Genomic DNA, 22,271 nt, shown 5'->3' with positions numbered 1-22,271 from the left:
GGCGGGTGCGGCGGCGTTCAGCGCGTGCCTTCCTTGATGTCTTCGAGGATGCGGTCGCCGTCCGGCGCGACGTCGCTGTCCGGGCCTTCGGATGGCGGGCGCGGCTGGCCTTCCGGCTGCGGCTCGGGCCAAACGCCGCCCCTGCCCGGCTTGCCGAAGCCGCCGTCCGGCGGCGCGCCGGGGATAGCGTCCGGGCCCGGGCCGGTCGGGATGCCCGGCTGATGGTCTGGCGGGAGGCCGCCGGGGAGCCCCGCGCCTGCGGGTCCGCCCGGTGCTGTCGGGTCTGTCATGATTGCCACTCCTTTTACAGGGGAAGGAATGGCGACGCGGGGTGTTCCGCGCTTGTCTTCCGAGACAATGAAGCATTTGTCTGTTACTGCTTTTTATCAAGAATATTGATTAATCTAGGCTATGGTTGAAGTGATGCTCAACGCCGTAGAAAGCGAAATTTTGATCGCCGACTGGCAAGGCCCCTATAGTTGGCCCGGATTTGAGACCGATAACAACTTTCCGTCCCTGCCAAAAATATGCGGTGTTTATATTCAGGCATTTGAATATAATTTTGGCGGTTATATTATTTACTGCGCCGGTCACGCAACGAATATTAGAAATCGTTTTGCCCAACACGAAAGAAAGCGGCGGCTCGGCGATCAAATAGACATCTTTGACGTCGAGAAAATAAAGGCGGGCGTCCGCTACCTCGTCTGGAATGGATATTCAGACTGGTGGAAAACAAACGCCAAAGCAGCCGCACTGGCCGAACGTCAACGTGCAATTGGATATTCATTCGACTGGGGAAACGAAATCACCTGCTATCAAACAAAAAAAGCAGTCGCTTTTGCAGAGCGCTGCCGAATGGTTTCGATGGCGTCGATCGCTCAATGCCGTGAAATGCGTATTTTCATCGCCGAGTTTGGTCCCGGAGACCGCCTGCGCAAGCGGCTAGAGGCGGGAGTTATGGACGCGCTTTATGCGGCGCCTGCGCCGTTTTGCGATCTTCCAGACAAAGGTATGGCACTGTCGCGTATGGATACCAACGGCGGCGAAACGACCGTCGTCGTTGAGAACCGTTGCTCGGCGCTTCTTCATGCTCTGCCCATGCGCTTCGCCATCTGATTCCGGTTTGCTTCAATTCTGTGCGATCATCCTCCCGCATGATCCGATGGTGCGCTTCCCAACCCCGAGGCTGACAACCGCGCGCAACCACGCTACATAGGGGGAAGATTCCCCATTCATCGACGCACACAAGAAGAGAAGCCCATGGCCGCGCCGCAATACGTTTACGTGATGCAGAAGCTTTCCAAGACCTATCCCGGCGGAAAGCAGGTGCTGAACAACATCTCGCTGTCCTTCCTCCCCGATGCGAAGATCGGCGTGGTGGGCGTGAACGGCTCCGGTAAGTCGACGCTGCTCAAGATCATGGCGGGCGTCGAAAAGGAACATCAGGGCGAGGCGTGGGCGGCGGAAGGCGTGCGCGTCGGCTATCTGCCGCAGGAGCCGCAGCTCGACGCGTCGAAGGACGTGCTCGGCAACGCGATGGACGGCGTGGCCGACAAGAAGGCGATGCTCGACCGCTACAACGAGCTTGCGATGAACTATTCCGACGAGACAGCCGACGAGATGGCCAAGCTTCAGGACATCATCGACGGGCACAATCTCTGGGATCTCGACGCGCAGGTCGAACAGGCGCTCGCCGCGCTGAACTGCCCGCCGCCGCATGCGAGCGTGGAAAATCTGTCGGGCGGCGAAAAGCGCCGCGTCGCGCTGACGAAGCTTCTGCTGTCGAAGCCCGACATCCTGCTGCTCGACGAACCGACCAACCATCTCGACGCCGAGACGGTGGACTGGCTGCAGCACTTCCTCGAAGACTATCCGGGCTGCGTGATCCTCGTCACCCACGACCGCTACTTCCTCGACTCGATCACGACATGGACGCTCGAACTCGATCGCGGCCAGGGCGTGCCGTACAAGGGCAATTATTCGAGCTGGCTCGAACAGAAGGCCAAGCGCGCCGCGCAGGAAGCCCGCGAGGATGAAGCCAAGCAGCGCACCATGGCGCGCGAACTGGAGTGGATCAGGGCGAGCCCGAAGGCGCGCCAAGCCAAGAGCAAGGCACGTATCACCGCTTACGAGAAGCTGGCTGAGGAAGCCGGACGCGACAAGGTCGGCACGGCGCAGATCCAGATCCCGACCGGCCCGCGCCTCGGCGGCGTCGTGCTCGAAGCGGAGGGGCTGAAGAAGGGCTTCAACGGCCGCACGCTGATCGACGGCCTCGACTTCAAGCTGCCGCCCGGCGGCATCGTCGGCGTGATCGGCCCGAACGGCGCGGGCAAGACGACGCTGTTCAAGATGATCATCGGCAACGAGAAGCCGGACGCGGGCTCGTTCCGCGTCGGCGAGACGGTGAAGCTCGGCTATGTCGACCAGAGCCGCGACGCGCTCGACCCGAAGAAGAGCGTTTGGGAAGAAATTTCCGGCGGGCTCGACCAGATCAAGCTCGGCACGAAGGAAGTGAACTCACGCGCCTATTGCGGCTGGTTCAACTTCAAGGGGCCGGATCAGCAGAAGAAGGTGGGGCTGCTTTCGGGCGGTGAGCGCAACCGCGTACATCTGGCGAAGATGCTGAAAGAGGGCGGCAATCTCATCCTCCTCGACGAACCGACGAACGACCTCGACGTGGAAACCCTGTCGAGCCTCGAAGCCGCATTGGAAGATTTCCCCGGCTGCGCCGTGGTCATCAGCCATGATCGCTTCTTCCTCGACCGCCTTGCGACGCACATCCTCGCCTTTGAGGGCGATGGCCATGTCGAGTGGTTCGAGGGCAACTTCCAGGCTTATGAGGAAGACAAGCTGCGCCGCCTGGGTGCCGCGGCCGCCGACACGCCGAAGGCCAAATTCGCGCGCTTCGCCCGAGGGTAACGACAAACCTGTCTGCAATTTCGGGAGCCGCGGAAACGCGGCTCTTTTTTTGGTGAAGAGCGCTGGTAGCCGATTGCAGCGACGCTCGAATCTCCATAATAATTATCATTACGATTATATTTTTTTATTTCTCCATTTCCGTCGCGAAGCTGATGGCTCAAAATATTCCTTTTGATCTGGCACTTATGTTGGCGCCGGTGGCACGTGGGCTTTTCGTTACCCTGCCGCTCATCCTTCTTCGCCTGCGCTGCAATCGTCTTCTCGAAGAAGCTTATCGCTCTTATTCACTTCGAGAACCCCCGAAATCGCCGGAGTCTTATCTCGCCGAACTCGAGTCACTCGAAAACCGATACAACGAAAGAAACCGGAAAAGCACGTCTTTGGCGAAGTCGGCAATCTATATCCTGTACATGGGCGCAGCCGGAGCGATCGCTTCTGTCCTGAATGCGGACCATATGGGAGACCCGATTGCCTACGCCCGATCCCATCCGCAGTTTGTCGCGATCATTTTCGCGCTCGATGCTCTTTGCGGCTATTTTTTTCTATGGACGTTTGACGGCCTGAAAAGGGCACCCGACGTCCATTTTGCCGACAGCTTTCGAGCGTTCCTCGCCCAAAAAGAGCGGGAGCGCCGAGCGGCAGAGGAGCGCGCGCGGCGCGAGCGCGAGGAGGCGGAACGTGCTGCGCGAGAAAAGGCACGGGGCACTACCGGCCGCACGGATTCCTTCACGGATGCGCTTGGCGTTCTCGGTCTCGCCTACCCTTTTTCTCGTGAACAACTCGATGCTGCACGGCGCAAGCTGGCGCTGAAACTGCACCCGGACCTCGCCGTTTCGGTAACGCCTCGTACGCGTCGGAGCCGCGAGGAAAAGCTCAAAAGGGTCAATGCGGCTTACGATTTGCTGAAAACCGGCGCAAGCGCCTGAGCATTTTCTTCCGAACGCGAAGAAGACAGCACCGCGTGCGGGCGCACGCCGACGCGGCAGGACCGCATTGCCCATTTTTTGCGGGGAGTGCGGCGGCGGTTGGGTTGGGGAGTTTGGGAGAAACTGGAGCGGGCGAGGCGATTCGAACGCCCGACCCTAACCTTGGCAAGGTTATGCTCTACCCCTGAGCTACGCCCGCTCTGGCGATGCGGCGAGTCACCTCGCCGCCGGGTCCGTGACTTATACTCAAACCCGCGCGGAAAGCGAGCCAAAATTTGCATTGCGGCGCTGTTTTTCAGCCAAAGCGCCGAGCCTTGCGCCGCTGTTCAGCCGCGCCCCGTGAGCCAGCTCATGAAGCCCCGGCGCGGGGCGCGCCCCACCGGCAATCCCGCCTGTTTCCATGCCTCTATGCCGCCGTCGAGATTGTAGACGACCGCTTCGGGCGAAAGCTCGCCGGCCAGCTTCTCGCACGCTTTCCCGCCGCGCCCGCCGAGCTTGCACATGATGACGAGCTTCTTTCCCGTGTAATCGGGCAGCTTCGCGCAACAGACCGTCCCCAGCGGCACGAGCGTCGCGCCCGCGACATGTTCTGCCGCGTATTCCTGAGGTTCGCGCACGTCGACGAGGATGACATCGCCGCGTTCGAGCCAGGCTTTTACCGAAGCGGGGTCGACGAGTTGAATCGGCATCGAGGTTTTCCTTTAGTTCTCTCTAATGTTTTCAGGGGCGACAATAGATCAGATAAAGCGTCGAAAGCAGGGCGTGAACCTCCATGCTGCACAGCCGGTAATAAACCATCTGCCCCCGCTTCTCAGCCCCGACGATGCCGGACTCGCGCAGTTTCGCAAGGTGCTGAGAAACAGCGGACTGCGATAAATCGACTGTTTCACAGAGCTCTCCGACCGACTTTTCCCCGCCGATGAGCTGGCAGAGAATGAGGAGCCGATGCGAATTCGCGAGTTGCTTCAGCATCTCGGCCGCGGCTTCGGCATGGGCTTTCATTGCATCCGCCGCGCCCGCGACCGTGGCATTCTCTTGCTTCATCTTGACACCATATTAGCGATATCTAATATACGAGGAACGTTTCCGCACACAAGCCCCGAGGAGGCTCCATGGAAAAGAATTACGCCGACATCACGCGCACCATCTCTGCAAACCTGAAGGAACTGCGCAAGGGCATACCCGAAACGATGCAGGGCTTTGGTGCACTCGCCGCGGCCGCCACCAAGGACGGCGCGCTCGACAAGAAAACCAAGGAACTCATCGCTCTCTCGCTCGGCGTCGCCGCGCGTTGCGACGGCTGTATCGGCTTCCACTCCGAAGCGCTCGCCAAGCTCGACGCGACGCGCGAAGAGGTGCTGGAAGTGCTCGGCATGGCCGTCTACATGGGCGGCGGACCCTCGCTCATGTATGCCGCCGACGCCATCGCGGCTTTCGACCAGTTTTCCGGCAAGCGCGCCGCCTGAAGCGCAATCGCTTATAAATAGCACCTGTAATTGTGCACTCGCCCATCATCACAAGGCAGCTTGGCGGAAGCTGTCGGGCGAGTGCCATTTGCCCCCCTGCGCGAACGTCAGGCGGCGTTTACATCATCACTTAAGAGGCAAAGGGCGGATGGCTCCCGCAGCGCGGAGTTGCGGCGGCCGGTTCAGCTCTTTTGATAAGGCCGGGGCGCATCCCGATGGAGTGAAGCGGAACTTCGATCGCTTCCGCTCCGCCTGTGGCCTGCGCAGAGAAGCCGACCGAGAACCAAAGCTCACGCACCGCGCGACGCGATGACCCGGAGGCATTCGCAACCGGGTCGACAGCCACGCACGGCAACCTATCGGAGACCGTCGCGCACAAGCCCGGAGTTTTGGTCGAGCCGATACGGCGGGCATGATGCCCGCTTGTTTCCCCAACGATGCGCAAAAGTCGAACCTTCAAGATTGCAGGAAGTCGCTCACACGTAGAATTGAACGCGCGCGAGACGGACCAGGCTTCCTGAATTTCGCACGCAATAAACCGGCGTGTACTACTCGGCCGATTGGAGCTTATCGCTCCAAAGCCCCTTTGGTCCGACCAATCCCTTGATCTTCTACCATAGTCTCGTTTGACACATTCCGTCTTTCTCAAGAATAGGTAGCCAGCGTCTGCTCCGGTTGGTCAGACCAAATTTGAGGGGTATGGAATGGCAGTCTGGCAGCAGAACTACGATCCGCTCGGGAATATATGGCTTTCGAGCCTCGTCGCGGCGATCCCGATCATCTTCTTCTTCATCGCGCTCACCAAATTGCGTCTGAAAGGCTATCTCGCAGCAACCATTACCCTGCTGCTCGCCATCGGCATCGGCATCGGCTTTTATCGCATGCCCGTCGAAACCGCCGCGGCGGCTGGCGTCTACGGCTTCCTCTACGGCCTCTGGCCCATCGCCTGGATCATCATCGCCGCGGTTTTTCTCTACCGGGTTTCGGTCGAAACGGGTCAGTTCGACATCATCCGCCGCTCGATCCTGCACGTCACCGAAGACCAGCGGCTCCAGCTTCTGCTCGTCGGCTTTGCCTTCGGCGCGTTCCTGGAGGGCGCGGCAGGCTTCGGCGCACCCGTCGCCATCACGGCCGCGCTGCTCGTCGGTCTCGGCTTCCGGCCGCTCTATGCAGCGGGCCTCTGCCTCATCGCCAACACAGCGCCTGTCGCGTTCGGCGCGATGGGGATCCCGATCATCGTGGCGGGACAGGTTTCAAACATCGATCCGTTCCTGATCGGCCAGATGGCGGGTCGTCAGCTTCCGCTCCTGTCGATCATCATCCCCTTCTGGCTGATCCTCATCATGGACGGCGTCAAGGGCGTGCGTGAAACGTGGCCGGCGATCCTCGTGTGCGGCATCTCCTTCGCCGTCGTGCAGTTCTTCACCGCGAATTTCATCGGCCCGGAACTTCCCGACATCACGGCCGCGCTCGCGTCCCTCGTTTGCACATCGCTGTTTTTGAAGGTCTGGCAGCCGCGCAATATCTTCCGCTTCGACGCCAGGGAAGTCGCGGCCGATGGATCGACCGCCGTCCCGCTGAGCGTGGAGCCGGTCGCTCGCTACACGACAGGCCAGGTCGTCAAAGCCTGGGCACCCTTCCTGATCCTGACCGCGTTCGTCACGCTGTGGAGCATCCCTGCCTTCAAGGCGCTGTTCGCGGCGAACGGTCCGCTCGTGAATACGATCCTCTCCTTCCACGTGCCATTCCTCGACATGCTGGTGCAGAAGGTTCCGCCCGTTTCGGCGCAGCCGAAGCTTCTTGACGCGGTGTTCAAGTTCAACTGGCTGTCGGCGACCGGCACCGCCATCTTCCTTGCCGCCATCGCCTCGATCATCTTGCTCGGCATGCGCCCCGGCAAGGCCATCGCGACGTTCGGGGGCACGCTGAAAAGCCTCGCCATCCCGATCTATTCCATCGGCACGGTCCTCGCCTTCGCCTTCGTCGCCAACTTCTCGGGGCTGTCGTCGTCGCTGGCGCTCGCGCTCGCGCATACCGGCCCGGCCTTCACGTTCTTCTCGCCGTTCCTCGGATGGCTCGGTGTGTTCGTGACGGGCTCGGATACATCCTCGAACGCCCTGTTCGGCGCGCTTCAGGCAACGACCGCCCATCAGATCGGGGTGAGCGACGTGCTTCTCGTCGCGGTGAACACCACAGGCGGCGTGACGGGCAAGATGATCTCGCCGCAGTCCATCGCCATCGCCTGCGCGGCGGTTGGGCTCGTCGGCAAGGAATCGGACCTGTTCCGCTTCACGGTGAAGCATAGCCTTGCGCTCGCCGCGCTCATCGGTGTTATCACCACCGTTCAAGCTTACGTGACGCCCTGGATGATCCCTTGATCGCTCATACCAAAGCACATCAGGCCAAAACGTCTCCGGCACCGCGCGTGTCGGAGCGTGCGGAAGCCATGATCCAGACCTTCATCGAAGATCATGGCCTTCGCCCCGGCGACCGTCTGCCCTCGGAGCGCGCTCTTGCGGAAATGGCCCGGGTCTCCCGGGCCAGCCTGCGGGAAGCCGTCGGGCGCATGGCGGCGCGAGGATGCCTTACGGTTCGGAAAACCGGGATTCTGGTCGCCGAGCCGCACACCTCGATTGCACCACAAGCCCCCGTTGCTTCCTCGTGGGCGAAAGAAACGATCAGCGCGCCGCTTGCGCCTCTCGTCGCCTTCGATACGGGCTATAGCCACGACGTGCTTGAAATCCGTCAGGCGCTTGAGGGCGCTGCGGCCTATTATGCGGCGCTTCGCGCCGATGCCAACGACAAGACCCGGATTCGCGTCGCTTTCGACGCGATGGGGAAGAACCACGGCGCCGTGACCCCGATAGAAGAAGCGCGCAAGGACGCCGCTTTCCATCTCGCCATCGCCGAGGCTTCACACAATGCCGTTCTGAGACAGGTGATGTCGAGCATGTTCGGCCTTCTTCAGGACAGCATCTCGCAAAGTCTCGAAAAGCTCTACACCGTACCGCAGACGTTCGATGCCCTTTCGCAGCAGCATCGCGCGCTCATCGACGCGATCGAGGCGGGCGATGCCGAAGGCGCAAGGCAAGTCTCGGACCGCCACCTCCATTTCGTCGAAACGACGATCAAAAGCATCGATGACGATCTCGCCCGCAAAGCACGGCTTGCCGCCGCGCGTTCGGCAGCATTCCAGAATAAAGGCTGAGTCTCTTTCCATGATCATTTCCGCGACCACAGACTACCGGGAGGCGGCGCGCCGCAGGCTGCCGCCCTTCCTGTTTCATTACATCGACGGCGGCGCCTATGCGGAGCACACGCTGCGTCACAACGTGTCGGATCTGGCCGGCATCGCGCTGCGCCAGCGCGTTCTGAAGAACGTTGCGGATCTCAGTCTGGAAACCGAGATTTTCGGCCAGAAGCTCGCCATGCCGGTAACGCTCGCCCCCGTGGGTCTCACGGGCATGTACGCGCGGCGCGGCGAGGTGCAGGCGGCGCGCGCGGCTGCTTCACGCGGTGTGCCGTTCACGCTCTCGACCGTCTCCGTCTGTTCCATCGAGGAGGTGCAGAAAAAATCGCCCGCGCCGATCTGGTTCCAGCTTTACGTGCTGAAGGATCCCGGCTTCATGCGGAACGCGCTGGAGCGCGCGCAGGCCGCCGGCATAACGACGCTCGTGTTCACCGTGGACATGCCCGTCCCCGGCGCGCGCTACCGTGACGCGCATTCCGGCATGTCCGGCAAGAATGCCCATTTCCGGCGCATGCTTCAGACCGTCACGCATCCGGGCTGGTCATGGGATGTGGGCCTGCGCGGGCGCCCGCACGATCTCGGCAATATTTCCGCCTATCTCGGCAAACCGACGGGGCTCGGCGATTATATCGGCTGGCTCGGCGCGAATTTCGATCCATCGATCAGCTGGAAGGATCTGGAGTGGATCCGCGAATTCTGGAAAGGTCCGATGATCATCAAGGGCATCCTTGACGTGGAAGACGCGCGCGACGCGGTCCGCTTCGGTGCCGATGGCATCATCGTGTCCAATCACGGGGGCAGGCAACTCGACGGCGTGCTGTCGTCGGCGCGCGCGCTTCCGGCCATCGCCGACGCCGTGAAGAGCGATCTCACCATCCTCGCCGACTCCGGCATCCGCTCCGGCCTCGACGTTGTCCGCATGCTGGCGCTCGGGGCCGACGCGACAATGATCGGCCGCGCCTACACTTACGCGCTTGCGGCAGCGGGCGAGGCGGGCGTCGCCAACCTCCTCGACCTCTTCGCAAAGGAAATGCGCGTCGCCATGGCGCTGACCGGCGCACGGAGCATTGCGGAGATCACGCGCGACTCGCTCGTCCATTGAGGGCGAGGGCATTGCCCTCCCCTTCCTCTCCCCGGAAGTACGGCCGCAAAACCGCTGGTGCATCGAGAGCGCGACGCCTTATAAAGCGAACGCATGCGCCAGAGCACCACAGATTTCGACGTCATCATCATCGGCGCGGGCGCGGCGGGGCTGATGTGCGCTCTGACCGCCGGGCAGCGCGGCCGCAGGGTCTTGCTGCTCGAACGCACGGACAAGGCGGGCGCCAAGATCCTGATTTCCGGCGGTGGACGCTGCAACTTCACCAACCGCGGGATCGCGCCCGACCGCTTCGTTTCGGGCAATCCGCATTTCTGCGTCTCCGCGCTTCGCCGCTACACGCAACGGGATTTCCTCGCCCGCGTCGAGCGCCATCGCATTGCCTACCATGAGAAGACCCTGGGGCAGTTGTTCTGCGATGGCTCCGCGCGCGCCATAGTGGACATGCTGCTTGAGGAGTGCGAAGGCGGCCAGGTGACGCTGCGTTTCGGACAGGGCATCTCCAGCATCTCGAAACCGGACGGTTTCAGGGTGGAGACGAACTCAAGCGTCTTCACGGCGCCCGCGCTGGTGCTGGCAACGGGCGGACTTTCCATCCCGAAAATGGGGGCCACGGGCTTCAGCCATGATGTGGCGCGGCATTTCGGCCTGCGCGTTACCGAGACACGGCCTGGACTTGTGCCGTTCAGGGCAAAGGAGGAGGCTCCGGGTTTCGATGCGTCTCTCGCGGGCGTTTCCCTCGATGCGATCGTCTCTTTTGAGAACCGCTCGTTCCGCGAGAGCATTCTTTTTACCCATCGCGGTCTCTCCGGTCCGGCAATCCTGCAAATTTCGTCATACTGGCGACCGGGCGCTTCGATTGCCGTCGATCTTCTGCCGGGAATCGATGCCGCCGCGTTTCTGAAGGAGCGCAAACGCACGCGGCCAAGGGCTTCGGGGCGCGCCGTGCTTTCGGAGGTTCTGCCCGCGCGACTTGCGCACGTGCTGGCGGACATTCACCTTCCTCCCACAGAGATGGCCAACATCCCGGACCGGATTCTGTCGGCGCTCGCGGAGCATCTGAAAAGCTGGCATTTCGCGCCGCTGGAAACGGAGGGGTTCGCAAAGGCCGAGGTGACCGTGGGCGGCATCGATACGCGGGATCTGTCGTCGAAAACGATGGAAGCGCGCGAAGTGAAGGGGCTTTATGCGATCGGAGAAGCCGTCGACGTCACCGGATGGCTCGGCGGCTACAATTTCCAGTGGGCCTGGTCGAGCGGCTGGTGCGCGGGACAGGCGGTTTGACCCAGACGGATGATGCGGCAAAAAAAGGGCGCCTCCCCGGCACCCTTTTCGCAACGACCGGCCAGACCCTTCAGAGGCGCGAGGCCGTGCCGGATCTCCTCACGAGACCGATAAGAAAAAGCAGGATGACGGCACCGATCGTCGCGCTGACGATCTGCCCGAGCAAGTCGCTGCCAGTGAACAGCCCCAGCCGCGGCAATATTGCTCCTCCCAAGAATGCACCAAGAATTCCAACGACGATGTTGCCGATTATCCCGAAACCGTATCCGGTGACGATCAGGCCAGCCAGGAATCCTGCGACTGCGCCTATTATAAGCCATACTATCAGTGTCTCGACTGCCATGACTTTCCTCCACAATTATTGCCACCACGCAAATCCTCAGGCAGGGGAAAACTTGGCGGAAGCCTCCGTTCCGTGAAATATGTGATTATTTGTATAACGCGAAGTCTCAGCCTTGGGTTTACATCTGGCCGGGCGTGAGCGGTTGCATGCTCATCCGTTTCAGCGGCCCCGCCCGGCTTACCGATTTGGTCGGATCGGACCGGGCTCGCGAAGATCAACGCAGATTGCGCTTGCGATGCGGAATTTGCGCCTCGATACAAACGGCATGAAGTTCGATACGCCGCTTCCGATCGACGATGTCCTCGATGCCTTGAGAGGTGCGCTCGGCGCGCACGCCTCGGCGGTCCTTGTCGCACCGCCGGGAGCCGGGAAAACGACGCGCGTCCCGCTCACGCTGATGGGGGAAAGCTGGCTCGGCGGGCGCAAGATCCTCGTGCTGGAGCCGCGCCGCATCGCCGCCCGGGCTGCCGCCGAGCGCATGGCGCGCACGCTGTCGGAGAGCGTCGGCGAGCGCGTCGGGCTTCGCGCGCGCATGGTCTCGAAATCGGGGCCGAAGACGCGGATCGAGGTGGTGACAGAGGGCGTCTTCACGCGCATGATCCTCGACGATCCCGAGCTTTCCGGCGTAGGCGCGGTGCTGTTCGACGAGTTTCACGAGCGCTCGCTCGATGCCGATCTGGGGCTTGCGCTGGCGCTCGACTGTCAGCGGGGATTGCGCGACGATCTTCGCATCCTGCCGATGTCGGCGACGCTCGACGGCGCGCGCGTGGCGAAGCTTCTCGGCGACGTGCCCGTGATCGAGAGCGAAGGCCGCGCCTTCCCCGTCGAGACGCGTCATCTCGCCCGCGATCCGAACGCGCGCATCGAGGATCAGATGGCGGACGCGGTGCTGCGTGCGCTGCGCGCGGAAAGCGGCTCGATTCTCGCATTCCTGCCGGGACAGGGCGAAATCCGCCGCGTCGAGGAACGGCTGAAGGAGCGCGTCTGCGATCCGGCGGTGGTTTTGGCTCCGCTCTATGGCGCAATGGACGCGAAGGCGCAGGATCTTGCGCTCGAACCTTCGCGCGCGGGCCTGCGCAAGGTCGTGCTCGCCACCTCCATCGCCGAAACGTCGATCACCATCGAGGGCGTGCGGGTCGTCATCGACTGCGGCCTCGCGCGCGTACCGCGCTTCGAGCCCGATGTCGGCGTGACGCGGCTCGAAACCGTGCGGGTGTCACGGGCCGCAGCGGATCAGCGAAGGGGCCGCGCCGGCCGCACCGAGCCGGGGGTATGCTATCGCCTCTGGGACGAGCCGCAAACGCAAAGCTTGCCCGCCTTCGGGGAACCTGAAATCCGCTCCGCCGACCTTTCGGGCCTCCTCCTCGATTGCGCCGAATGGGGCGCGACCGATCCGCTTGCGCTGTCGTGGATCGATCCGCCGCCTCGTACCGCGATCGAGGCCGCGCGCGAGGAACTGACAGAGCTGGAAGCGCTCGACGCGAAGGGCCGCATCACGGCCATGGGAAAGCGGCTGCGCGCCCTGCCCTTGCCGCCCCGGCTCGCCCGCATGGTGATCGCCGCCGCCGGAAACGGCCAGGCGGACGAAGCCGCCGAAATCGCCGCGCTAATGGTGGAGCGCGGGCTTGGCGGCAACGATATCGATCTTGCGCTGCGGCTGGAAGGATTCCGCCGGGACCGCTCGCGCCGCGCGGGCGACATGCGAAAGCTCGCTGCGGGTTGGGCCCGTGTAGCAAGCTCGGGGCACCCCGCCGCGTTGCGGGAAGACATGTCGCTCGCGCGGCTGCTGGCGCTTGCCTTTCCGGAGCGGATCGGCAAGGCGCGGGGCGCTCCCGGCCAATTCCTTCTCGCCAATGGGCGCGGCGCCAATCTCGATCCGGCGCATCCCCTCGCGCGCTCGCCCTATATCGTCGCGGCGGAGCTTTCCGGCTCGGCGGCCTCCACGCGCATCCTGCTTGCGGCTGCCGCCGATGAAGCCGACGTCATCGCCGCCGCAGGGCACCGCATCCGCGAGGCCGATGAAACGGACTTCGATCAGGAAACGGCCACACTCAAGGCGCGCCGCGTCCGGCGTCTCGACGCCATCCGTCTTGCAAACGAGCCGCGCGCGGTGGTGGCGAGCGACGAAACCGCACGCATGCTGGCGGCAGGCATCGCAAAGCTCGGCGTCGACCGTCTGCCGTGGAGCAAGGCTCAGATCCAGCTTCGCCACCGTGTCGGCTTCCTGCGCGCCGCCGAGGGCGAAGAATGGCCGGATCTGTCCGACGATGCGCTCGCCGCCACGGCGGGCGAATGGCTCGCGCCTTTCCTCGACGGAAAGACGAAGCTGGCGGAAATCGGCGCGGACGATCTGGGCGCGGCGCTCGACGCGCTTTTGCCATGGACCTTGAAGCGGCGCGTCGACGACGAAGCGCCCACGCATTTCGAGGCACCGACCGGCAACCGCCATGCCATCGACTACGAGACAGCCGGAGCGCCCGCGCTGCATATCCGGGTGCAGGAGTTGTTCGGGCTGACGCGGCATCCCTGCATCGCGGACGGCAAGCTGCCGCTTACGCTGCACCTGCTTTCGCCCGCGCATCGACCGATCCAGATAACGCGCGATCTTCCGGGCTTCTGGAAGGGGTCATGGGCAGCGGTGAAGGCCGAGATGAAGGGCCGTTATCCGCGCCATCCGTGGCCCGACGATCCCGCCTCGGCCGCTCCGACAGCGCGGGCCAAGCCGCGCGGAACGTGACGCCTTCCCGAGCACGGACTATGCGGCGCGGGCGTCGTTCCCCATCGCGACGAGCACCAGCCGCTCGCCGGTAAACGACGACCGCCCATGAAGCGCGATGCGGTTGTCGACGAGCAGCACATCGCCCCGACGCCATTGGAACGCGCGCAGCTCCGTCACAATCGCGGTTCTGATTTCATCGACCATCCAGGGCTGGATTTCGTCGCCGTCCTCGAACCGGCAGTATTGTGGGAACTCGTCCGCCGCGCGGTGCGCGCCTTTTCGACCGCCGCCGAATTCGCTCGTGCCGCGATACCATGTGTCGACCGGGCAGAACAAAGCCTCCGCTCCCGTCACCGGATGCACCTTGAACGGAATAACGGTCTCCTCGACGTTGAGCGCCCCGTTCGGCTTCCAGCGGAAGCGCGCGCCGCTGGAGGTCAGAAAGGCCTCGACCTCGCTTTTGTCCTCGGTCTCGTAAGCCGCCATCCACGATTTTCCCGCACCGGTGCCGCCGTGCAGATTCTGGATATAGGTGATTTTCGTCGAGCGGAGCCGGTCCTTGAGGCGCTTGCTCAGCCTTTGCCAGACGCGGCGGCCATCGGCGAGGGGTGTCGCCCCGCCCGTGGCTGCCACCGTCACGCTGCAAAAGAGCACGAGATCGGGATGCAAGACCGAATAGGATTTTTCATTGTGGGCGGCGAGCGTCCGGTCGGCGGGCATCTCGGTTGAGTTGTAGACGCCGCGGCCAAGCTGGTGCCGCCGCGCCACGCCGCCGCGATAATCCAGCAGAGGCCCGGCCATCCGGCTTCCTGCGGCGCCGAACGCCGCCTCGTCGACGATATCGAACCCGCGAAAGAGGATCGCGCCATGCCTGTAGAGCGCCCCTCGAAGAGAAGGCTCGTACAAGGTGAAATAGTCGATGAGTGAAACAGGACACGGCGCCTGTTCCGCTGACGCGATGAACGGCAACGCATCGCGTGTGTCTTCGTGAACCATCTCTTTCTCATCCGGGCTGCGGGCGCGATCAGGCTCCCTGCCGGCACGGCTCATGCCTTCGCGCACCTCTCCCTGACTGGACCACAAAAACTTCAAAAGTCCTTCCGCGGGCGCGCGCGGCAATCGAGTTCGTTCGCAAAGCTCGGTTTTGCTGATCCATTACGAAACCTTTCATGCGTATCGTGGGTTGAGTTGCCGCGCGCGATGGGACCATGGATCACTCGCTAGACCCCTCTGGCATACCCGAACGGGTCACGCGGCCCGACAGGTCGCCGCTTCGAGCGATTACATGGCAATCCGTCGCCGGCGCCGCCCTGATCTCGTCGCTCGTCGCGGGCGCCTATCCCTACATCGTCCTCAAGCTTGGCTTCGGTCCGAACGCGAGCGTGGTGTCGGCCTTCTTGGGCGCGATGTTCCTCAACGTCACCGCCTACCGCACGCGCGGCCAGAACCGCTTTCTCAACAACGTCATCCAGACCGCCGGGACAAGTGCGGCTTCGACCGCGTTCATGTGCGTTGTCGCCGCCGCATTCGGCTATCTCGACCTGAACGACACTGTCGAGATGCACCTCAAGATCGAACCGTGGCCGATGTTTCTGTGGCTGACCTGCTCGGGGATGATCGGCGTCGTGTTCACGGTGATTTTCCGAAGGCACATTCTGGATGACCCGAGAATGGTTTTCGCAAGCGGCGTGGCTGCGGCGGAAACCATCGAGGTTCTCGACTCTCATCCGAGCGAGGCGCGGCACAAGATGCGCGCGCTCGGACTGGCGGCGATGGCTTCCGCAGGCGTGGTGTGGCTGCGCGAAGGGCTGTCGTGGCTGCCGACGCTCTATTTGTCGAAACCCTATCGCATGGGGTTCGAGTGGAGCTTTCTCAACATCGGCAGCGGCCTGCTCGTCGGGTTGAATGTCGGGCTTTCCATGCTGCTCGGCACGCTCGTGACGGGATACGTCATCGGCCCGTGGGTGATCGGGTCGGGGATCGGGGACAGCATCGTCCGGGGCCAGATCGCGCCCGAATACTGGGACAGATGTCAGGCGCTCGTCGCGCTCGTCAAACCGGCGCGCGATCAGGCGCTGTTCATCTCCCAGCATTGCGGGCTCATGCAGAACATGCACGCCCAGAAATATTTCCCGATAGTCGTCTTCTGGGTGATGTGGCCCGCGACCGCGCTCATGGTGACGGCGACCTTCACGACGCTGTTCATGAAATGGCGTTCGATCATGGAGATTTTTCAGGATCTCCACATCGAGCGAGGTTTCAGAGAAAAGGATATTCCGCTGCGAGCCATCGCCGTCAGCGCCGTATGCCTGACGGTGCTGCTCGCCGTGATCCAGCACGCCTTTTTCCAGATGTCCTACCTCCAGACCTTCGTTGCGGTGCTCGCATCGTTACCGCTCATGCTCATCGGCATGCGCGTTCAGGGGGAGACCAACATCGGCCCGGTCTCGGCCATGGCGAACGCCCTTCAGGCGCTGTTCGCGGTGTTCTGGCCGACGCATATCAGCTCGAACCTGATCGCGGCGGGCATAGCCGGAAACATAACCTCGCAATCCGAGGGGATGATTCAGGACTACAAGACCGGCAGGATCGTCGGCTCCTCCCCGCAAATTCTCACCTATGTGCAGATCGCGACCGTTCCGATCGGCGCGGCGGCCGTCGCCATCATGTACCCGATCCTCATCGACAAATACGGCCTCGGCGGCGATGGCCTCGTCGCGCCCACGGGGCTCAAGATCGCCAACATGGCCGTACTGCTTTCCAAGGGCGTGGAGGCGTTGCCCGACTACGCGCTCATCGCGACAATCATTGCCGCTATCGCCGGGGTCGCCGTCAGCGTCGTCAGAGAGATGTCGGACAGGGCATGGGTTGGCTGGATACCGAGCGTCACAGGGTTCGGGTTCGCGCTCATTCTTCCGGGGGAATTGAACATTCCCATTGCGCTTGGCGGCATAGCGGGTTTCGTCTGGAGGCGCCTCCACCGGCAAACCTACGACCGGTATGCGATCACCGTCGCTTCGGGAATGATCGCGGGCGAGGCGGTGCTTGGAGGCCTCCTGATTCCCCTGCTGGCCGCCGTCGGGGTGCACATCAGGTAAGGCTATCGAAATCGAAGGGATTTTCGCACATCGTACGCCCGGTTCGGAACTGACGCAGAGAGCGGAACATGGCTGTGGATGTGGCCCTGATACTCGGCTACGACGCGCTTGGCGGGGTTGTACCCGCGATCCAGGCAGCCAAGGCAGCGGCCCTGACACCGATCGCGATCCTCAACCGGGACGGTGCCGATTACAGCGGCTGGCTGCCCGACAGGCAGATCCTGCGGTCGGCCAACGTCAATCGCGATCACCGCGCGCTGGCGGACGATATCCGCCAGCTGGGGCGCTTCCTCGAAGAAAGGCGCATCCGCGTCAGAGCCATCCTCAACGGGCAGGACCGCATGTGGCTCTGCTACCTCGACCTCAGACGCGCCTTTCCCTCGGCCGCAGGGATGCCCCCGTCTCATATCGTCAAGACGTCGGTGAAGCCCAATCTGCGGTTCCTCCTGAGGCAGACGGAGCACCACGTTCCCTATGTTCTCCTGCCGAGGCGATACGTCTCCAGCCCGGACATCCTTCGATTTCCGCCGTTGCGCGCGCTGGCGGAGCGGAGCGGCCGCCTGATCGTTAAGCCCGTCGTGGGCTCGGGCGGACTCGGCGTGACCCTTGTCGGGAACGGCGATGCGTTCGAGCGCAATCTTGGGCGTGCGGCCGAGAAAGCCCTGTCCTTGCAGCGTGGCATGTACGGCGACAGGATCGCAGCACCCTTTCTGGAACTCGCCAGCCGTCGTCCGGTGAACGATTTCGTCCTCGTCGAGGCCTATATCGAAGGTATCGAACAGAGCATGGAAGGCTTCGCCACCCCGGGCGGCGGCATCGCCTATTTCGTGGCGCAACGGAAAACGAGAAGGGTGGAGGAACCGGTTTTCCGCGACCTGGAATATCTCGTCTGCAACGATCATCCGACTAGACAGGCCGTCGACTGCGTTTCATCGCTCCTGCGCATTGTGGGGTTCGAGAATTCGCCTTTTCATATCGAGGTGAAGGGATCGGGCAGATACGGAATGAAGCCGGTTGAATTCAATCCGAGGGTTGGCGGCGGCTCGATTGCAGACCTTGTCGCTTCGATGCACGCGATCAATCTGCATGAGCTTGGCATCAGGACCGTGCTCGACAAGGTCCGCGTCGAACGGAGCTTCGTTACCGTCGTGGTCCAGCCGGAGAAATCCGGCACGGTGATGAGCTACCGAGGCCTCGACAAGGTGCAAAAGCAGTCCGACTGCGTGTTCATCAGGAAGCTCGTTCCCGAAGGGAGCGAAATCGACCGGATGGACAGGGAAGCCTATCTCGTCGAGTTCTGCGTGTCGGGGAAGACGGCCGCCGCCGCGCAGCGCAGAGCCAACGAACTCTTGGGGTGGATCGGCGTCGAAATCGAGTAGCGGGCAGCCCCCGCATCACAGGTGCACCCAATGCCAGGCGCCGATCTCGATCCGCCCTGCGCGCCGCGCCGCTTGCAGCGACCAGGGGTTTTTTGCCGAAATCGTACCGATGATGACCGCTTCGGGCGCGCTCATCGCAACCGCCTCGGCGAAGAGCTGATGGACCGCCGGTCCAAGCCTCTGGCCGCGCACGTCACCGTCAAGCACGATCTCCACCATGAAGACGCCCCGGATGCCGGCAAGCGTCCGCCACTTCGCGGCAACGACGCCGGCCCATCTGCCGTCGACGAGGATCTCGAAAAGGAAGCCGTGCCTGAGACAGAAGCCAAGGCTGTCCTCTGTCTCCGTTCGCACCTCTCCGCGCAGTCCCGGGCGCTCCACATAGGTCGCCTCGTAGACGGCCTTGTAACGCGAGTAGAATGCGAGGCTGGAGCTTCGCTTCAGTGTGACGCGCATTGACCCTGCGGCCTTCGGCATCCCGCTCATTTTCCCGACGGGAGCGGCAAGGAGGTGATCGTCGATCCCCGCGGTTTCCACACAGAGCGGAAGATGGGACGGATGGAAGAAAAGAACCTCCCCCGGCCCGAACGCGGCAAATCGACGGAGAAGCCGCCGCTTCAGGCCTGACCAGTCCGCGATCATGCCCGGCGGAACTGTTGACCGGAAAAGACGGATGAACGGACGGCCGCCCGCCGGGTTGTGAGCATCGAGCGTCGCAATCAGCCGATGACAGTCGAACTCGATGAGGCGGCTTATGTCTGGCGGCGGCGGCGAGGCAAAAGCCGCCCGACGCAGCCCCGCTCCTCCATCGACAGCCGCGCGGATTGCGTGGCGCTGAGCCTCGCGCAACTCCGCGTCGGTCGCGACGGCGCCCCAGTCGCGGATCAGCGGATGAACCTGCGCCAGCGATGCATCGACGAAGAGCCGGTCGAGAGCTTCGATCCGGGCTTCATCAGGGTCGAATAGGAGAGCGTCCGTCTGCATCGTGAACCTTTTTCTCGGCGAGCAAAGCGACTGCTTTTCAAGGCGACGATTCTAGAGGGCGCTGGTTCACCGCAAATAAAGGCCCGAAGAAAGATTCTCCGAGCAATATTCTTTAGATGTGAAAGAAGAGCATCGACAATGTTTCCTTTTAGCCAAGGCTCGGCTTGAAGGATTACTCGAACAATCAGCCCATGAGTTCTGAACCAGGTCCGGGCAGACAGCAGACAGAATGGACGATCAGGTCAGCACCCGTCGAACCGAAACGATGAACGCTTCCCCGGAGCCGTCCGAGGCAGTCAAGCGGCTTGTCCCGTGGCTGGTCGCGGTCGCTTATTTCATGGAGTCGCTCGACACGACCATCCTCAACACCGCCGTGCCGGTGATCGCGCAAGCGATGAACGTGCCTCCGCTCAGCATGAAGGCCGTGCTGGCGAGCTATACTCTCAGTCTGGCGATCTTCATTCCCATCAGCGGATGGATGGCGGACCGCTTCGGCACGCGCCGCGTGTTCGCGGGTGCGATCGGGCTGTTCACTTTGGCGTCATTGCTGGCCGGCTTCTCGCAAAACATCTACATGCTCATCGCCTGCCGAATCCTTCAGGGGTGCGGCGGCGCCATGATGGTGCCGGTGGGACGGCTGACGCTGGTGCGGACGTTCGACCGGACCGAGTTCATCCGCGTGTTAAGTCTTGTCACCATTCCGGGCTGGGCGGGGCCTGTCATCGGCCCGACGATTGGCGGCTTCATGGTCGCTCATCTCCATTGGAGCTTCATTTTTTTCGTGAACGTCCCGATCGGAATTCTCGGCCTCATTCTGGTCGCCCGCTATCTTCCCGATTACCGCGAAGCGAGAAGGCCCCCCGATATCTTCGGTTTCGTGCTCTTCGGAGCGGGCATCGCCCTGATGTCCTATGTCCTGGAGATCTTCGGCGAGCATGTCCTGACGCCAAGCCAAAGTCTCGCGGCTCTTGCCGTTTCCGTCGCCCTCATTCTGGCATACGGCTACCACTCGATGCGGACGCGCTGGCCGCTTCTTGAGCTAAGCCTGTTCCGAATCCGCACGTTTCGCATCTCGGTCAGCGGCAGTTTTTTCACCCGTCTCGGAGTCGGCGGCGTGCCCTTCCTCCTGCCGCTTCTCTACCAGATCCCGCTGGGCTTCACGCCGATGCAGTCGGGACTTCTCATCATGCCTCAGGCCATCGGCGGCATTCTCGCCAAGCTTGCGCTGTCGCGCATCCTCGACAAGCTCGGCTATCGCAACATGCTGACGTCGAATACCATCATTCTCGGTGCGCTCCTGATGCTGTTCGCGACGGTGGGACCGCAAACGCCGGTCTGGCTCATCGTCTTGCAGGCGTCGCTCTATGGAGCCTTCAGCTCGTTGCAGTATACAACGATGAACAGCATGGCCTATGCCGACATGGACCCGCACAAGACGAGCAGCGCAGGCTCCATTGCGAGCACCGCGCAGGAACTCTCCATAAGCTTCGGGATCGCCGTCGCGGGCCTGATAACGGCGTTCTTCATTCCGGAGCATCCGCCTTCCCATATGAAGGAGATGATGGGTTTCGGCCTTCACGAAGCCTTTATCGTCCTCGGAATCATGACGATCCTCTCGACGTTCATCTTCGGCGGATTGAAGAGAGAGGACGGAGAACGTGTCGTCCACCGCAGTCAGGTTCGTATGAACCGGGGCTACCGCTGATCGCGAGCAAGCACGCCACCGGACTGCGGCCATGTTGCTGGTCGCCGCAAAGTGGTGATACGTTTCGGCCCATGCTCGATGACGCACCGCATTTCCCGGCAGGCGAGGCCCGTTTGCGCTCGATCCGCCTCGGCGGACTGACGCTGCAAAGCCCGGTCATTCTGGCGCCGATGTCCGGGGTCACCGACAGGCCCTTCCGCCGCATGGTGCGCAAATTCGGCGCGGAGCTGGTCGTGACCGAGATGCTCGCCAGCAAGGCGGTGATCCGCGAGCACCGGAAGACGCTGAGAATGTCGGAGCGGGAGGCAACGGACGAGGGGGGCCTTCTCGCGGTGCAACTGGCGGGCCGCGACCCAGAAATCATGGCGGAAGCCGCCCGTCTCGCCGAGGAGCGGGGCGCCGACATCGTCGATCTCAATTTCGGCTGCCCGGTGAAAAAGGTGGTCAGGGATCAGGTGGGCGCGGCGCTGATGCGCGACGAGGTTCACGCGGCGAAGATCTTCGATGCCGTGGTGAAGGCTGTAACGGTGCCGGTAACGCTCAAGATGCGGATGGGCTGGAGCCCGGATCAGCTCAACGCGCCCCGTCTTGCGAAGATCGCCGAAGAGCGCGGCATCGGGATGGTCACCGTGCATGGCCGCACGCGATGCCAGTTCTACGGCGGTGACGCCGACTGGCGCTTCGTCGCCCGCGTCAAGGAAGCGGTTTCCATTCCGGTCGTGGTGAACGGCGACATTCGCGGACCCGCCGACGCGGCGCGCGCGCTGGCTCTGTCGGGCGCCGATGGCGTCATGATCGGGCGCGGGGCTTATGGACGCCCGTGGATCATCGCCGAGGTCGCCGCATTTTTACGGGGGGACGCCGCACGTGGTTCCCCCGACATGCGCGAGCAGGCCGAAACGGTGGCGGAGCATTTCGAGGCAATGCTAGGATACTACGGCGACCGCGCGGGTGTGCGCATCGCGCGAAAGCACCTCGCCTGGTATGGCGCGGGCCTGCCGGGCGCAGAGGATTTCCGCCGCGCCGTCAACGGAGCCGAAGAAGCGGGGGAAGTGCGCGCACTGATCCGCGCTTTCTGGGCGCCGCTAATGTAGATTTG

The 22,271-nt window shown here is 62.8% G+C and carries 19 protein-coding genes and 1 tRNA gene; 13 read left to right on the top strand and 7 right to left on the bottom strand.

Annotation, left to right across the window (positions count from 1 at the left end; translation table 11 throughout):
• Positions 1-17 precede the first annotated feature (17 nt).
• Entirely contained in the window at positions 18-290 is a 273-nt protein-coding gene (locus tag EK416_RS01530) for a hypothetical protein (RefSeq protein WP_127075616.1), read from the bottom strand.
• A gap of 121 nt (positions 291-411) precedes the next feature.
• Here EK416_RS01530 and EK416_RS01525 point away from each other — a divergent pair, with 121 nt between their 5' ends.
• The 3 genes from EK416_RS01525 (at position 412) to EK416_RS01515 (ending at position 3,845) form a co-directional block, all read left to right on the top strand.
• Complete coding sequence (locus EK416_RS01525; protein WP_127075614.1) at positions 412-1,116, top strand: GIY-YIG nuclease family protein; 705 nt, start codon at positions 412-414, stop codon at positions 1,114-1,116.
• Positions 1,117-1,260: 144 nt separating this feature from the next.
• The gene (ettA, locus tag EK416_RS01520; protein ID WP_127075612.1) at positions 1,261-2,919 is read left to right on the top strand and encodes an energy-dependent translational throttle protein EttA; all 1,659 of its coding nucleotides are present in this window, start codon (positions 1,261-1,263) and stop codon (positions 2,917-2,919) included.
• 380 nt (positions 2,920-3,299) lie between these two features.
• On the top strand, positions 3,300-3,845 hold the full coding sequence (locus tag EK416_RS01515) for a J domain-containing protein (RefSeq protein ID WP_164729808.1): 546 nt from the start codon (positions 3,300-3,302) through the stop codon (positions 3,843-3,845).
• A gap of 124 nt (positions 3,846-3,969) precedes the next feature.
• Here the strand turns inward: EK416_RS01515 and EK416_RS01510 are convergent.
• The 3 genes from EK416_RS01510 to EK416_RS01500 all read right to left on the bottom strand — a co-directional run bounded on the left by EK416_RS01510 (position 3,970) and on the right by EK416_RS01500 (position 4,889).
• A tRNA-Gly gene (locus EK416_RS01510) sits at positions 3,970-4,044 on the bottom strand.
• A gap of 127 nt (positions 4,045-4,171) precedes the next feature.
• Entirely contained in the window at positions 4,172-4,534 is a 363-nt protein-coding gene (locus tag EK416_RS01505) for a rhodanese-like domain-containing protein (protein ID WP_127075608.1), read from the bottom strand.
• A gap of 31 nt (positions 4,535-4,565) precedes the next feature.
• A complete protein-coding gene (locus EK416_RS01500; RefSeq protein WP_342634619.1) occupies positions 4,566-4,889 on the bottom strand; it encodes an ArsR/SmtB family transcription factor in 324 nt (107 codons plus the stop codon).
• Positions 4,890-4,957: 68 nt separating this feature from the next.
• Here EK416_RS01500 and EK416_RS01495 point away from each other — a divergent pair, with 68 nt between their 5' ends.
• The 5 genes from EK416_RS01495 to EK416_RS01475 all read left to right on the top strand — a co-directional run bounded on the left by EK416_RS01495 (position 4,958) and on the right by EK416_RS01475 (position 10,944).
• Entirely contained in the window at positions 4,958-5,311 is a 354-nt protein-coding gene (locus tag EK416_RS01495; RefSeq protein WP_127075606.1) for a carboxymuconolactone decarboxylase family protein, read from the top strand.
• A gap of 704 nt (positions 5,312-6,015) precedes the next feature.
• Positions 6,016-7,689 carry an L-lactate permease gene (gene lldP, locus EK416_RS01490; protein WP_127075604.1) on the top strand — a complete coding sequence of 558 codons (1,674 nt, stop codon included), beginning with the start codon at positions 6,016-6,018 and terminating at the stop codon, positions 7,687-7,689.
• The gene (locus EK416_RS01485) at positions 7,686-8,519 is read left to right on the top strand and encodes an FCD domain-containing protein (protein WP_245433905.1); all 834 of its coding nucleotides are present in this window, start codon (positions 7,686-7,688) and stop codon (positions 8,517-8,519) included. Before lldP ends, EK416_RS01485 begins: the two co-directional genes overlap by 4 nt.
• A gap of 10 nt (positions 8,520-8,529) precedes the next feature.
• Positions 8,530-9,663 carry an FMN-dependent L-lactate dehydrogenase LldD gene (gene lldD, locus EK416_RS01480; RefSeq protein ID WP_127075602.1) on the top strand — a complete coding sequence of 378 codons (1,134 nt, stop codon included), beginning with the start codon at positions 8,530-8,532 and terminating at the stop codon, positions 9,661-9,663.
• Positions 9,664-9,756: 93 nt separating this feature from the next.
• Positions 9,757-10,944 (top strand): BaiN/RdsA family NAD(P)/FAD-dependent oxidoreductase, encoded by a 1,188-nt coding sequence (locus EK416_RS01475; RefSeq protein WP_127075600.1) that lies wholly within the window; start codon positions 9,757-9,759, stop codon positions 10,942-10,944.
• A 70-nt stretch (positions 10,945-11,014) separates the two neighbouring features.
• Here the strand turns inward: EK416_RS01475 and EK416_RS01470 are convergent, their stop codons facing one another.
• Positions 11,015-11,287 (bottom strand): GlsB/YeaQ/YmgE family stress response membrane protein, encoded by a 273-nt coding sequence (locus EK416_RS01470; protein ID WP_127075598.1) that lies wholly within the window; start codon positions 11,285-11,287, stop codon positions 11,015-11,017.
• A gap of 235 nt (positions 11,288-11,522) precedes the next feature.
• On the opposite strand from EK416_RS01470, the gene hrpB reads away from it, so the two are divergent.
• Positions 11,523-14,024 carry an ATP-dependent helicase HrpB gene (gene hrpB, locus EK416_RS01465; RefSeq protein ID WP_245433904.1) on the top strand — a complete coding sequence of 834 codons (2,502 nt, stop codon included), beginning with the start codon at positions 11,523-11,525 and terminating at the stop codon, positions 14,022-14,024.
• Positions 14,025-14,042: 18 nt separating this feature from the next.
• On the opposite strand, the gene EK416_RS01460 is transcribed toward hrpB, so the two are convergent.
• Entirely contained in the window at positions 14,043-15,002 is a 960-nt protein-coding gene (locus EK416_RS01460; RefSeq protein WP_164729807.1) for a TauD/TfdA family dioxygenase, read from the bottom strand.
• Positions 15,003-15,214: 212 nt separating this feature from the next.
• Here EK416_RS01460 and EK416_RS01455 point away from each other — a divergent pair, with 212 nt between their 5' ends.
• Both EK416_RS01455 and EK416_RS01450 read left to right on the top strand, forming a co-directional pair.
• Positions 15,215-17,104 carry an OPT family oligopeptide transporter gene (locus EK416_RS01455; RefSeq protein WP_127075594.1) on the top strand — a complete coding sequence of 630 codons (1,890 nt, stop codon included), beginning with the start codon at positions 15,215-15,217 and terminating at the stop codon, positions 17,102-17,104.
• A 68-nt stretch (positions 17,105-17,172) separates the two neighbouring features.
• Positions 17,173-18,483 carry an ATP-grasp domain-containing protein gene (locus EK416_RS01450; RefSeq protein WP_127075592.1) on the top strand — a complete coding sequence of 437 codons (1,311 nt, stop codon included), beginning with the start codon at positions 17,173-17,175 and terminating at the stop codon, positions 18,481-18,483.
• A 15-nt stretch (positions 18,484-18,498) separates the two neighbouring features.
• On the opposite strand, the gene EK416_RS01445 is transcribed toward EK416_RS01450, so the two are convergent.
• Positions 18,499-19,467 carry a hypothetical protein gene (locus EK416_RS01445; protein ID WP_127075590.1) on the bottom strand — a complete coding sequence of 323 codons (969 nt, stop codon included), beginning with the start codon at positions 19,465-19,467 and terminating at the stop codon, positions 18,499-18,501.
• Between the two features lie 265 nt (positions 19,468-19,732).
• Between EK416_RS01445 and EK416_RS01440 the strand changes: the two genes are divergently transcribed.
• Together EK416_RS01440 and dusB are read left to right on the top strand one after the other, a co-directional pair.
• Positions 19,733-21,172: a DHA2 family efflux MFS transporter permease subunit gene (locus tag EK416_RS01440; protein WP_245433903.1), complete on the top strand. Its 1,440-nt coding sequence runs from the start codon at positions 19,733-19,735 to the stop codon at positions 21,170-21,172.
• Positions 21,173-21,243: 71 nt separating this feature from the next.
• The gene (gene dusB, locus EK416_RS01435; protein ID WP_127075586.1) at positions 21,244-22,266 is read left to right on the top strand and encodes a tRNA dihydrouridine synthase DusB; all 1,023 of its coding nucleotides are present in this window, start codon (positions 21,244-21,246) and stop codon (positions 22,264-22,266) included.
• Positions 22,267-22,271: the final 5 nt, after the last annotated feature.

The sequence above is a fragment of the Rhodomicrobium lacus genome, assembly GCF_003992725.1.
Classification (GTDB): Bacteria; Pseudomonadota; Alphaproteobacteria; order Rhizobiales; family Rhodomicrobiaceae; genus Rhodomicrobium; species Rhodomicrobium lacus.
Note: the sequence above shows the minus strand (reverse complement) of the source record. Positions and strands in the feature narration are given on the sequence as shown.